Source organism: Paenibacillus sp. FSL L8-0470 (assembly GCF_038008625.1).
Lineage (GTDB): Bacteria > Bacillota > Bacilli > Paenibacillales > Paenibacillaceae > Paenibacillus_AQ.
In genome coordinates this window covers 1,067,459-1,081,223 of sequence record NZ_JBBOZM010000001.1, presented here as the reverse complement: position 1 = coordinate 1,081,223, position 13,765 = coordinate 1,067,459, and the positions used below count along the sequence as shown (strand labels likewise).

Sequence of the window (13,765 nt, the reverse complement as noted above, 5' to 3'; positions counted from 1 at the left end):
TCCTCATTCCTCCTAAAGGTTTTGTGGTGCTCCTCATTTTTAGCTAAGCGTGGTTTGTCCGGCCTTGCTGAGCCATTCCGACATGGCATCCATTACCGGATAGCGCAAGTCCTCACTCTGCAGGGCAAATTCCAATGTGGTTAAAATATATCCAAGGCGTTCGCCGACATCATATCTCGTACCATCAAAGTTATAGGCATATACCCGCTCGCTTTGATTGAGCTTCTGGATCGCATCCGTGAGCTGAATCTCGCCGCCCGCACCTTTTTCCTGCAGGTCCAGGTATTTGAAGATCTTAGGAGTGAACACATAACGGCCCATAATGGCCAGATTGGAAGGCGCTGTACCCAGGGCTGGCTTCTCGACGAAGTTGTTAACCCGGTAAAGTCTTCCATCCTGCAGATCCGGTTCAATAATCCCGTAACGGTTAGTGAATTCATCCGGAATTTCCTGAACACCAATCACTGAGTTCTGCGTTTCTTCATATTGGTCGATCAGTTGCTTCAGGCAAGGAACCTGTCCGGTTACGATGTCATCACCGAGCATAACGCCAAAGGGCTCGTCTCCGATAAAACGTCTTGCGCACCATACTGCATGGCCCAATCCCTTTGGTTCCTTTTGGCGGATATAGTGTATTTCTACTTTAGAGGAACGCTGAACCTCTTTAAGCAGTTCCAGCTTGCCGTCCTCCAGCAGCCGGGATTCCAGTTCGAACGCATTGTCGAAATGGTCCTCAATTGCACGTTTACCTTTACCGGTAACGATAATGATATCCTCGATACCGGAAGCGATGGCTTCCTCTACGATGTATTGAATAGTTGGCTTGTTGATGATCGGCAGCATTTCCTTAGGCATTGCTTTCGTCGCGGGAAGGAAGCGCGTTCCTAGCCCAGCAGCAGGGATAATTACCTTTTTTACCTTTTTCATCGCACTTACCTCCTAAAAGTTTTGTGAGCTCATTTACTATGATTCATGGCAATGCCAAGAATTTTGGTTCCGGTCTGATCCATGAGCGTCTTCAGCTTGCGGAGCGCTTCACGCTTCGATTTGCCGTGCTTTGCCACAATGATGACACCGTCCGTCAGCGGGGCCAGGATTCTTGCATCACTGAACTCTACTGCCTGCGGCGAGTCGAGCAGGATAAGATCGAAGCTTGTTTTCAGCTCTTCCAGCAGAGCTGTCATCTTGTCGTTACCCAGCAGATCCGGCGGACTGACAGCGGTAATACCGGCAGGGATCACGGCCAGATTCGCCAAATTTCCGTAAACTGCGACATCTTTGGTTTCTTCAGTGCCGCCCAGATAAGCGGCAAGCCCATGGCTGCCTTCCACTTCAAACACGGAATGCAGTCCGGGATGTCTCAGGTTGCAATCCACAACGGCAACCCTCTTGCCATCCTGAACGAAAGAAACCGCCAGATTGGCCAGTAGCGTCGTCTTGCCTTCTCCGCCTTCCGCTGAAGTGAAGAGCAGCACTTTGCCTGCGTCTCCGCCAAGCAGTCCCAGCTGGCGGATATAGGTGCGCAGCGAGCGGAAGGATTCGGAGATATGCGAGGACGGATTCAAGTCCGTGATCAAACTTTTATTCAGCCGCAACATAAGCGCCCTCCCCTACTCTCGAATTAGCATTTGCTGCTTTACCCAAATCACGTTTGCGGATGGCAGGAATGCTTGCAATGACCGGCAGACCCAGGTCTAATTCGGCTTCCTTCTCACTCCGGAGCGTTCCATTGAGTGTTTCCATCAGCAGGATGATCCCTATTGCAGCCATCAGCGAAACTACAAAACTGATGATGATATTCATGTTGACGCCACCGTTGATCGGTCCGGGAACATCAGTTGGGTCAGCAGGCGTCAGGAATGTTACATTATCAAGCTTCATCAGTGTCGGCAAGCTGCGGATGAACGACTGTGAAACCGCGTTTACTATCCCGGCTGCCTTGCTGTAGCTTTCGTCCTGCACGCTGATATTGATGACCGAGCTTTTCTCTGAAGATTTCACCTGCAGCTTCGATGCCAGCTGGTCTTCCGTCAGATTGAATTCCGGGTGATCCGCTACAACATTCTTCATAATCGTGGGGGATTTCATGATTTCCTTATAGCTCTCGATGAGGTTAAGGCTGAAGTTTAGATTGTTTAGATTGTTGCTCTCGGGTACATTTGCGGTGTTATTGACCAGCAGCTGTCCGGAGGCGGAGTAGACGGGTACGACGAAGTTCTTGCTGACGTAGAAGGTGGTGGCGCAGGAGATTAATACAAACACCATGATTAACCATAACCTTTTCTTTATCAGGTTAATGTAATCCAAAATCGTCTTTTCCACAGTAACCCTCCTTCCGCATTAATTCTGAAAGCAATCATGAAAGTTTCAGATATCTTACTTTTATTCTATCAATCCATACGACTTGCCACATGGGTCATACCATCACTTTAATCTTCACTTTCGTGTGAGTCCTATTGGCACTTAAGTGTACCTCTATGGTATACTTTAGTAGTACACGCTTGGTAAATTGTAACAACTTATGGAAGGAACCCCTACACCAAGTCACCAAATTTGCTGAAAGCATCCAAGAAAAAACGGCCTCACCGTCCTTTTCAAAAGGAAGGCACAGCCGTTTCCGTGTAAAGTATCCCGGTTCCTCTGCAGCCCGGAACCTGGAAAATAATAATTCGCACAAAAAAACACGGACCTCTAAGTCCGTGCTCCATTCTTTAAGCCATCATAGGTTATCTTAATCATATGACATTTCATATTTGGTCAGCCCGACTGCGTTGGCATACAATGCTGCTTGCGTCCGGTCGGCAACCTGCAGCTTTGCCAGAATTTGGCTCACATGCTTTTTGACCGTAAATTCGCTGATGAACAGTCGCGAAGCGATTTCCCTGTTGCAGGCACCCTGACCCAGCTCAATCAGTACTTCCTTCTCTTTCGGTGTCAATTCATCTGTCGGACTGCTGCCGCTCATCCGCATTTTATCTTCCATTAGGCCGGGGTCATAATACTTCCTGCCCTTATGGACCAGTTGAATCGCAAACAGCAATTCCTCCGGCAGTGCTTCTTTCAGCACATATCCATCAACCAGCACTTCTTCTGCCTTCAGGAAATCCTCCCGGCTTGCCGATGAGGTCAGCAGAATAAACTTGCTGGTCAAACCGTGCGCACGCGCTGCTTTGATTACGTCCAGTCCCGATTCATCGGCAAGCTTCAGATCAATCAGCACAAGATCAGGCTGTGTCTCCTCAATTACAAGAAGAGCTTCTTGGCCATTCGTTGCCTCGCCGGCAAAATGCAAATTGGGCTGCATTGAAATCACAGCTGCCAATCCTCTTCTCACCAAAGGATGATCATCAACAATGACGATTTTCACTAGAACGACCTCCTGCCTAAAATTTATGCATTTTTTAATTCAGCCACACCGACAGGTATCGAAATTAAAATTTTCGTGCCTGCATTCTCACTGCTGGACAATTGAAAATCGCCCCCAAGAGACTGCGCCAGATATTGCATATTCTTCATCCCCAGTCCGCCTGTGTTATCCTCAGACTCCGTCAACAGCAGACTCGTATCAAAACCTACACCATCATCGATTATGGATAATCTTATCCATTTTGGCTTAAGTGACAGTTCAACATCCACCTTGCTGGCCGCTCCATGACGAATGGCATTGCCGGTCGCTTCAGAGATAATCCGGAAAAGCGCCTTGTGGTAGGGATACGGGAGACTGAAGTCATCACCCGTGATCTTTAGTTCAATCTCCACATCATTCAGTCTGGACAAGCTCTTCAGATGAGACCTTACCATACCCAGCCAGGTTGGACCGCCGCTCTTCTTGGAGCTAAGACTGTAGATTGTAATTCTCAGCTCCTTGGCCACCTTGGTCGCCGAATCATGGATAAGCTCTATCTGCTCCTCCAGCTCGGAATCAGACATTTTCGGCCAGGTCTGCTTTAGCGAGTGAGTGGCATAGACGATGCCGAATAAACTCTGTGAGACACTATCATGCATTTCATCCGCAATCCGGTTCTGCTCATTCGTGATGATCAGCCGGTTCTCGATGACCCCCAGCTCATGGCGTTCAAGAATAATTGCACTAAGCTCCGACAGAAACATCAACTGCTGGATATACCACCGGCGGCCTTCAAGGCCTTCCGAGGACTCCAGCTTCACGCCGATCATGCCAACAAAGCGGGTGCTCATTCTAACCGGCATCAGCAAAAAATCTCCGAGCCCCGGCAGGCTCTTGAATACAGGCTCGCGCTGTAATCTCCATTCATGCTCATGCTTCTCCAGCTCCGAGAAAAGAAAACGTTCCTCTTCCTGCTGCCAGCCGGTCTGCCGGCTCTGCGGTGCAGGCTCACCGCTCTTCTTGGCGAACCAGAACAAGGCTTTGTCAAGTTTGGTAAGCTTTACCACATAATCCGTAATAACCTGGCCTATGTTCATGAAGTCATGCTGGCTTGATGTTTCCACGATATGATAGAGCGATTTAATGTGCTCCATGGTTTCGTTGGTCCGCGCGTTTGCTTCTTCCCGCTGCCGCTTGATCCTGTTAACCATCTGCATAATTATAACCGTAAGTACCAGTGCTAGAAACAGGTTGCCATTTGCAAGTGCTGCTTCAGCTAAAGTTTTTCCGGCAGAATTAAGAAAAACATAACAAAATACAGCGAATATACCAATGTATCCAAGCAGCAAACTCCATCCGAAATAGATGGATAACGAACCTGCAGCGATCAGCACAGGGTTAAGCACGTACAGTCTGAAGGAGCTGTCATAGGCACCGGTTAACAGCGTCAGTGCAATAATACCCGCCATCTCTACACTTACAGCTACCATAAGGACACGCGGTTTATTCCGGAACCTCCGGTAATACATAGTGAATAGTTGGGCAAATAAGAACAAAATTATTATTAAAAGGGATTTATTAATTACGGAAGGCCCCGCGTAGTCCAGGAGGTACATCAGAGATGTGAGGGACAAAGAAAAGTATCTGTAAAATGCTATCATCTTGTCTTCCGCAGTTGTTTTGATTTTCATCCCACCACCCTATTCTCCATTTTTTGGAAAATTCGAGCTTATTTAAGCTTTGATAAAAGCATCATACATGAGAAAAATCACAATAACAAGTTTCACTATTTACTGACAGCGTTTTCTTTTTAAATAAATAACAGAATATCATTCATTTTTTTTCGAAGTTTCACTCAGAGATATCCATATTTCCAAAAGATAGCGTATTCACTTTCGAAATTGGGTGGACGGGCACGTTAAACAACCTGTCCGCTCAGTGGACAGGTTGTTCGGCTGATATATGAATCAGGTGCATTATTAGACCAGTCATTCCGCATTAGATTCGACTGCAGCTGGGAAGGATGTATGCAACTCAGTTAGATTACAGATACAAATTTGATAGCGCTGTTCGCCAACGATATGATACCCGGTGGACAAAATGCGTACGGAGCGGTTTTTTTGTACGTCCACCTTATGGAGAATGCGGCAACTGATGCAGTAAAATTCTCTCATGGCTTCATCTCCGGCATAACATAGTCTTTAAGAACTATCATAAAAATTACTAATATTATCTAAATAATAGCATTTGATTTTCGTGAGTGTCAACATAAAGCTGCATGATCCGACATTCGTCCGCAACAAAAGAAGAAATATGTCGTCTTATATAGAGAGACTGTAGAATTGCTGAGAAATAAAAAAACGATTATTATAATGCGCCATACCATATATTACCTTTTACTATAGGGAGCGTTTAGCAGCAAATCCACTTGCGAATGAGGCCAAAAGTCCCTCTATCGTCTCACCTTGCGATCGACGTATTGACTGGGTAAGGACTGATTATATAATCCATGACCTTGGACATACTTTGCATTCCTTCCTCTGTTTAGGAGTGATATGGTTGTTAGGAAGATGATCATATTCTACATGAATAAGAGGTGTCCACACTATGCCTGAAATTCGTACTTTACAGCTGCTTCCCCATCCACGGATAATCACGCGCTCTGAAGGCTACTTCCGCCTTCCGGCCAAAGCAAGCATTGTCCTCTCCGGTGAGGCGAACCGTTCCGTTCTGCCTGCAGCCCGTAAGCTTCAGCTTGTCATTTCTCAAGTTCTTCAGCTCAGCCTGCCTTTGTCAGTAGGTACACGCCCAGCCGTTTCCTCCGCATGCAATTTTAGCTACAACCGTCTGCTGCCTGCAGGAGGTTATGAGCTTGTCATCGGAGAGCATGGAATCTCCATTACTTACAGCTCTCCTGAAGGGGCCTATTATGCAGTGGCAACCCTGAAACAGATTCTGGAACAATCCGGCAGAAACATGCCCTGTCTGCATATCCGGGATGAACCGGACTTTGCCGCAAGAGGACTGATGATTGATATCAGCCGCAACAAAACGCCCAAACTCGAAACCCTTTACGGGATCGTTGATCTTATGGCCGATCTGAAGCTGAACCAATTGCAGTTATATATAGAAGGTTCTCCTTTTGCCTATGAGTCGTTTCCCCAGGTTTGGGAGCTCGAAACACCTATAACCGGTGAAGAAATCCTGCTGCTAGATGCCTACTGCCGCGAACATTATATCGAGCTGGTACCCAACCAGAACAGCTTCGGCCATATGGAAGCATGGCTGACCCGGCCGGAATTCAACGCACTGGCCGAAAGTCCTGAGGGGTTCATGCTGCCAGACCATATGTATGACAGTGATTTATATCCGGATGGGCTTTTCATGGAGCCGGGAACCTTCGATACTGAAGACCCTAAAGTACTTGAGCTGCTGGGCACAATGTATGATGACCTTCTTCCTTATTTCACCTCGAATCAGTTCAACGTTGGCTGCGACGAGACTTATGAACTGGGACTTGGCAAAAGCAAAGCCGCGGCAGATGCAGCAGGCAAAGCCACGCTCTACTTGTCATTTCTGCAGAAGATTCAAGAGCTCGTTGTGCAGCGGGGAAAAACGATGCAGTTCTGGGGTGATATTATCATCCAGCATCCTGAGCTGATCCCCCAGCTGCCCAAAAATATTATTGCCATGGAATGGGGTTACAGTGCAGACCACCCGTTCGAAGCGGACACACTGAAATTCCGCGAAGCGCAAATCCCGTTCTATGTCTGCCCGGGAACCAGCTCCTGGAATTCCCTTACCGGACGTACCGACAATATGCTCGCCAACCTGCATAACGCCGCTGAACACGGCAAGAACAACGGGGCTCTTGGCTACCTCATTACGGACTGGGGTGATTTCGGCCATTGGCAGCATCTTCCGGTGAGTTATGCCGGATTTGTCTACGGCGCTGCGCTGTCCTGGAATGTCGAGAACAATCTTGATGCCGATGTTGCAGAATATCTGAATACCTCGGTCTTTCACGACCGTTCGGGGAAGATTGGGCAATTGCTGCTCGATCTTGGAAATTACTACAAGCTTGAATCCGGCATTTCCCGCCCCAATGATTCAGAAATGTCCATGCTGATGCGCAGTAATCTGGATAACATGGGGATCGTAAATAAACTCACCGCTGAGCATTTCGATAATCTGGAGCAGTACATCAGCCGTATTGAGGATCAGCTTGAAGATCTTGCGCTGGAATGTAAGGATGCCGAACTTGTCATCCAAGAGCTTGAGAACGGCATTCATTTTGTAAAGCATGCCGTGCAGCTTGGCCGCATCAAACAGCTGCTGGCTGCAGAACCTGCCGGGATTGATCCGGTACTGGTGGACCACCAGATCCATGATCTCGACCTCCTGCTGCATCAATACCGGCAATTATGGACCCGGCGCAACCGGCTCGGCGGTTTGGAGAAGAGTGTGGCGAAACTTCTCCGGCTGCGCGGCGAGTATGCACAATTAGCTGCACAACTATCCGGTTCGCAGCCGCTGTAAGCTCGTACGATCATATACCCAAAAAGCACGGCAGGCGGGAAACATCACCGCCCAGCCGTGCTTTTGAATTTCATCCGCTGCTTCAGCCCAGCTCTGACCACGGCTGGCTATGGGAAGACACCATTTCTCCGCCCGCCGCCGCCTGCTCCAGCAGCAGTGCAAATACTGATTCTGGCATCCCAGGTTTCCGCCATGCCCGGCTGAAATCGAACCGCCTAGCCGGTTTCCAAATCCAAAGTGGCCAGCGTCTGCCCGGTCTGACCCTCACCTCGGCAACCGGAGGTCCACTTTGCTGCGGTCCTTTTATAATAGAAGAACGAAAATTATGTGCACGAATAATTGCATTCTCGAAGCCGATGCCCAGCAGCTGCCGGATGAGGCTGATTCCGTGATGTCCGTGTGCAATACGCAAATAGAACTCCGCCCGCCAGCCGCCGCCGGCCAGCACAAACACAATCTTCTCCATGTCCATTCCCCTTTAACAATTCTCGATCCGTGGATAAGATGAATTATAGTACTCCATTACTATATCACCCCATAAATTGTCATTGAAATCCCAGGTTAGTAGGACTATAATCATGACGGATAACCACATTTTTCCTGAAAAAATATAATATTGACAGGAGAGCAGCCTATGGATTGGCTTCATGAGTACGATGAGGAGCTCCGTGCGGTATTCAGCGATGCCAGTGTCATCATCACAGGATTTCCGGAACCGCTTCGTACACAAGGTTTGGCCTATCTTCATCAGTTTAACGTATTTAAAGCAGGAAGCCACAAAAACTACATATGTTATTTACTCCCGTTCTGGCTGCGCTCAGAATACGGTCTTACGTCAGAGCAAGCGCATCAGATGTCGCTGGGGAACGTCTTAATTATGCTCTATTTCTTCCTGCAGGATGATCTGATGGACAGCAAAGAGCCGGCCGCCGCAGAGCAGCTGCCGCTTGCGAACCTGCTGTACGTGGAATTCCTCCATATTTACCGGCCTCTTTTCGCCCCGGACTCCTCGTTCTGGTCCTATTTCAAACGTTATCTTTTTGAATGGGCAGACAGTGTGGCAGGCGAGGCCAGTAGTGACTATTTCCTGAATGACCGTGTCAAAATCGCCCATAAAGCCAGTCCGCTTAAGCTCTGCAGTACAGCCGTCCTGCTGCTTTCGGATCATGCTTTTCTGATTGCGGATTCGGAAGAGATGCTGCACAAGGTACTGATTACACTGCAAATGCTTGATGATTACGAGGATTGGGAGCAGGATTTGGCGGAGGGCAGCTATAATTGCCTGCTGTCTCTGGCCCGTTGCCAGCTCCAGGAGGGTCAAGGGCCGCTTACAGCGGGTAAGGTCAAAGATTTCATCTTTACGGAAGGCGGGCTGGCGTCCTATGCTGAAACAGCGCTCGCCAACCACAGCAAACTCGCAGAATACCGGCTGAAGGCTCCCCATCTGGTAGCTTTCCACCATGTGCTGGTCCAGAATCTCCAGCATATCGCAGCAGCTATCGAAGCGGAGAAACAGCTTTTGCAGGGAGGAGGACTCAGCTACTGGTTATCCAAGAATAGGAATACATAATAAGTACTGCAACTCTATTATGTCATTGAAATAGCAATAGATTTATATATAATCCTATGTTATGCTCATGAGGTAAATATAACCATTTGGGGAAGGGTGATTATTTTGTCAGAAGCAATTCTTAGAAATCAAGTGATCCAGAAGGCATGGGAAGATCCAAGTTTCAAGCAGAAACTGCTCACAGATCCAAAAGCAGCCCTAAAAGAGGCACTAGGCATCAATCTTCCCGACCATATTACGCTCAAGACGGTAGAGGAAGGCTCCAATGAGTTCTATCTGGTTATTCCCCCCAGTCCTTCTTCAGGCATACTGAAGACCGACGTTACTACACTCGGTTCTTGGTAGAACATCAGGCTTAAGAGTTCATAAGGAGTTGGAATCATCCGGAGCTTCTGCCAGCGGCAGAATGATGATGGATTCGGTTCCTGCTCCTTTTTTGCTTATTATGCGGACTTCACCGTTCATGGCCTCAATGATACGGAAAGTGACCATAAGTCCCAGGCCCGTGCCCTTCGACTTGTTCGAGAAATACGGCTCGCCAAGCCGGTTCAATACGCCCGGTTCCATTCCCTCCCCGTTATCCTTCACATGAATATACACCCTGTCCCCTTTGGCATATACCGACATATGGATGATCCCCTCCTCCCCGAGAGACTCGATACTATTCTTGATGATATTAATAAAAGCCTGCTTGAATTTGGAGGAGTTGCCCTTCACCCAACAATGTTCCTTCACGTCCAGCACCATCTTGCCCCCGTTCAAATGGCAAAGCGGAAGCAGGATGCTCTCGATATGCTTGAATTCATCATGAACATTAAGAATCGAGACCTGCTCGAATTCCGGTTTGGCAAAGGTCAGGAAATCCGTTATGATGTTCGCTGCGCGGTCCAGCTCGCTAAGGGCCATGAACAGAAATCTCTGCTCATCTCCGTTCGATTTCTCCATCAGCAGCTGCAAAAATCCTCGCGTAACCTGAAGCGGATTGCGGACTTCATGTGCTACGGATGCAGCAAGCTCGCTGATAATTTCCATTTTTTCCGAACGCTGCAGTTCATTGTTGAACAGCTCCAGCTCCCGGGAATATTTGACCACCTGCTGATGGTTCAGGGCCAGCCTGCGGCCGAGAATAATAATGAGCGAGAGAATGAACACAACCAGCGCCCATTTCCAGTAGAACAGATCATAATTGCCTTGGCGGATATAATACCACACCAGCTCGCCTACTCCAGTAAAGGCTGCAGTTCCGAAGCCGATGGCAAAAATGATCGCATCCTTATTCCCCTTCAAAGAATAGATAATGACACAAGCAATGAGGAGAATGAATTGAAGGATCATTAGAAATCCGATGATAGTGACGGATACAAAATAGTACAGCTCAACAAAGCGGTTATCCGATAGTCCATTGATCACTAGACAAACGATGCAGAATAAAGAATATGCTGTCTGGAATTTGCGGAACTTACGGATGATGCCAAACCTTCCGCCGCCGAATATTTTCTCAAACAGATAGGTCAGCGCAGGCAGAAGCGACAGTAACGCCAAATCCAGAAAGACTATGCTCACCGGACCTAAATAGCTGTAAAAGGTATAAATAAACGGGGAATAGGTGATCGACAGCACTCCGGTGGAGGCAATGACGATAGATAAAGAGGCCGCTATCGAAAAGTAATCCTTGTTGAGATAAAACGCGCACACAAACAGGACTATCGCCACAAACAAAAAGGCACCGCCCAGAATAACGTCGATAAGCCCGTTTTTGATATAGTCCTTAATCAGAACTCCGTGTTCCCCAATGACCACTTGATCCTTGATTCCGATCCGATCCTTAAGCGTTTCAGTCCATATGTACAGATTCTTCCCTTTGTCCCCGCTGCTTAGGGGCACGAGCAGTGAATAATTATCCTTAATATAACTGCGGTCAGCTTCAAATATGAGGCGATCCTCCACGTACACTTTAACATGCAGTGCATATAACGTATCGATATAGACTGAAGGTGAGACATATTTGAATTCAGGAAGCTTAATTTGTGTCCATATAGAAGAGATGCCGTCTGGAAGCTCCGTTGTTTTCCCGCCGGACCCGGCACTCAGCCACCCTTCTTTAACCGAAACAGGAACCATATACCCTTTGTCCCCTGCCTTGTTGCCCCATTTGATTTGCCAATTTGTGATTTCTTTAGAAGCATAATGACTTTCCGCTGATACCGTGAGCGAACCGCAGATCATAAAAAGTAAAAAAAATGCTGCTGCTATATGTAAACTTTTGACGATCAAGCGCATGTAAGCACCTCAGAAGAAAGTTTCAGAAACAAAGTGTTCTGTATTGGTATTATTTCGCGCTGGCCGTTGCCTATCCCTTCATAAAAACGAAATTCACCAAAAAAATTCTAAATTTTTCCGGCTGATGGCAATTTAACAATCACTTCGGTACCTTCATCTTTTGTACTGTGAAATTGAATGGAACCGTCCATCGCTTCTATAATACGGAAGGTAACCATGAGCCCGAGCCCTGTTCCCTTGGTTTTGTTCGAATAGTACGGCTCTCCCAGCCGGGCAAGTTCGCTAACCCTCATGCCTTCCCCGTTATCCTGCACACTGATAATAATATACTGACCTGATTTCCAGGCGGTTACTTGAATCACCCCATCCTCCTGAAGCGATTCAATGCTGTTCTTGATCAAATTGATAAAAGCCTGTTTAAACTTGGAGGCGCTGCCCTTCACTTGAAGATCGCTTTGCAGGCGGAGCTCTATCTCACCCCCCTGCAGATTGGCCAGCGGCATCAAAATGCCGGACACATGCTTCAGTTCCTCCGAAACCTCAAATACATTCACGGTTTCCTGCCCCGGTTTGGCGAAGGTCAGAAAATCCGTAATAATCAAGGAAGCCCGGTCCAGCTCCTCCATGGCCATTTTCAGGTACTCCTTTTCCTTCTTTCCGGAGCGTTCACCCAGAATCTGCAGAAATCCCCGGGTTACCTGCAGCGGATTGCGAACCTCATGGGCAACCGAAGCGGCGAGCTCACTGATGATCTCCATCTTCTCCGAGCGCTGCAGATCGTTATTAAATTTCTCCAGATCCCGGGAGTATTCCACGGTCTGTTCATAATTCCGGGCCAGCCTTCTCCCGAGGATAATGATCAGAGAAAGGAGGAACCCAACCACTCCCCATTTCCACCAATACAAATGGTATCTATGTGTGGATGAAAAGTACAGGATCAGCTCACTAAGCGAAGGAACCGCGAAAATAACAAAGCCTATCGTGAAAATAAGAGCTTCCCGGTTGCCTCTAAGTGCATGAATAACCGCAAGGACCAGCAAGTAAAAGAATTGCAGGATCATCATGATACCGGTCACTTGAACACTCATCAGTCTATACAGGTGGTCCAAGCGGTAGGAAAGTAATGTATTCAACAGCAGAAAGCCGAGACAGAATCCCGAATAAACCAATTGAAAATTACGAAACCGGACCAGCCACAGGCTTTTTCCACGTCCGAATATCCGTTCAAAATACAAGGTGAATGCCGGCAGCAGTGTGAGTAATGCCAGATCAAAACAAACTTCAATCCATTGGTCATGGCCGTGCAAGACGAGCTGCAGAAAAGGTGAGTAGGTGATCAGCAGCATACCGAAGGAAGCTATAACAAGCACAAGCCATAAGCCGCCCGAGAAAAATTCCAGCCTGAAAAACAGCAGGCACATCAACAGCGCAACAGCCATAAATATTAGGGCCGCACCGATAACAAGATCGATCAGATCCTGTTTAACATAATGGGCAAGGAGCTTATCATAATTTCCTACCCTGATGCCGCCTTCTATACCGAAACCTTTGCTGCCGCCGCTGCTCCACAAATAAAGCTGGACGCTTTTATCTTCTGCTGACAAAGGAATCAGCACTTTACTGCCATTATAATTGACCATATCTGCCGAATCGTAAATAAGAACGTTATTCTTGAAAGCTTTAAGCGTATTTCCATACACCTTATCTATAAGCAGTGCCGAATTTGCAGCTGTCGGAGGTAAAGTAAAGCGTATCCAGGCTCCTGTCATCCCTTCATTGGTGAGCGGCCTGGATGAACTTTCTGTCTGCTTTGTCCAATCCTCATCAGGTGCAGACGCAGCCTCTTCAACATCCTGTATATTTGAACTTCCCCACTTCAGCTCCCATTCCGGCAAGGCAACGCCTGACCGCTCGTCCCACTCCATGACGATACCGATAGGCACAATAGCGATCAAAAGCAGCAGCATAAATATCGCAACTACTCTCTTTGATGATGGCAACTTCATCTTGGCTCCTCAATAAATCATTAG

General features: G+C 47.6%; 11 protein-coding genes. 3 read left to right on the top strand and 8 right to left on the bottom strand.

Features of this window, described 5'->3' with window-relative positions; genetic code table 11:
- Nucleotides 1-39 precede the first annotated feature (39 nt).
- The 5 genes from galU to NST99_RS04960 all read right to left on the bottom strand — a co-directional run bounded on the left by galU (nt 40) and on the right by NST99_RS04960 (nt 4,875).
- Nucleotides 40-927: a UTP--glucose-1-phosphate uridylyltransferase GalU gene (gene galU, locus NST99_RS04980; RefSeq protein WP_038586488.1), complete on the bottom strand. Its 888-nt coding sequence runs from the start codon at nt 925-927 to the stop codon at nt 40-42.
- A 29-nt stretch (nt 928-956) separates the two neighbouring features.
- Nucleotides 957-1,598 carry a CpsD/CapB family tyrosine-protein kinase gene (locus tag NST99_RS04975; RefSeq protein ID WP_341090042.1) on the bottom strand — a complete coding sequence of 214 codons (642 nt, stop codon included), beginning with the start codon at nt 1,596-1,598 and terminating at the stop codon, nt 957-959.
- On the bottom strand, nt 1,582-2,322 hold the full coding sequence (locus NST99_RS04970; RefSeq protein ID WP_341090041.1) for a YveK family protein: 741 nt from the start codon (nt 2,320-2,322) through the stop codon (nt 1,582-1,584). Before NST99_RS04970 ends, NST99_RS04975 begins: the two co-directional genes overlap by 17 nt.
- Before the next feature lie 409 nt (nt 2,323-2,731).
- Nucleotides 2,732-3,367, bottom strand: coding sequence for a response regulator (locus NST99_RS04965; RefSeq protein ID WP_038586479.1), 636 nt, complete (start codon nt 3,365-3,367; stop codon nt 2,732-2,734).
- A 23-nt stretch (nt 3,368-3,390) separates the two neighbouring features.
- Nucleotides 3,391-4,875, bottom strand: a complete 1,485-nt coding sequence (locus NST99_RS04960; RefSeq protein ID WP_341090040.1) for a sensor histidine kinase — start codon at nt 4,873-4,875, stop codon at nt 3,391-3,393.
- A 1,078-nt stretch (nt 4,876-5,953) separates the two neighbouring features.
- On the opposite strand from NST99_RS04960, the gene NST99_RS04955 reads away from it, so the two are divergent.
- Nucleotides 5,954-7,885 (top strand): glycoside hydrolase family 20 zincin-like fold domain-containing protein, encoded by a 1,932-nt coding sequence (locus NST99_RS04955; protein ID WP_341090039.1) that lies wholly within the window; start codon nt 5,954-5,956, stop codon nt 7,883-7,885.
- 82 nt (nt 7,886-7,967) lie between these two features.
- Here NST99_RS04955 and NST99_RS04950 read toward each other — a convergent pair whose 3' ends face one another.
- Nucleotides 7,968-8,351 (bottom strand): hypothetical protein, encoded by a 384-nt coding sequence (locus NST99_RS04950; RefSeq protein WP_341090038.1) that lies wholly within the window; start codon nt 8,349-8,351, stop codon nt 7,968-7,970.
- 168 nt (nt 8,352-8,519) lie between these two features.
- Between NST99_RS04950 and NST99_RS04945 the strand changes: the two genes are divergently transcribed.
- Nucleotides 8,520-9,455, top strand: coding sequence for a hypothetical protein (locus NST99_RS04945; protein ID WP_341090037.1), 936 nt, complete (start codon nt 8,520-8,522; stop codon nt 9,453-9,455).
- A gap of 102 nt (nt 9,456-9,557) precedes the next feature.
- Nucleotides 9,558-9,800, top strand: a complete 243-nt coding sequence (locus tag NST99_RS04940; protein WP_341097560.1) for an NHLP leader peptide family RiPP precursor — start codon at nt 9,558-9,560, stop codon at nt 9,798-9,800.
- 18 nt (nt 9,801-9,818) lie between these two features.
- Here the strand turns inward: NST99_RS04940 and NST99_RS04935 are convergent, their stop codons facing one another.
- Both NST99_RS04935 and NST99_RS04930 read right to left on the bottom strand, forming a co-directional pair.
- Nucleotides 9,819-11,681 (bottom strand): HAMP domain-containing sensor histidine kinase, encoded by a 1,863-nt coding sequence (locus NST99_RS04935; RefSeq protein WP_341090036.1) that lies wholly within the window; start codon nt 11,679-11,681, stop codon nt 9,819-9,821.
- Between the two features lie 161 nt (nt 11,682-11,842).
- Complete coding sequence (locus NST99_RS04930; protein ID WP_341090035.1) at nt 11,843-13,735, bottom strand: ATP-binding protein; 1,893 nt, start codon at nt 13,733-13,735, stop codon at nt 11,843-11,845.
- Nucleotides 13,736-13,765 lie beyond the last annotated feature (30 nt).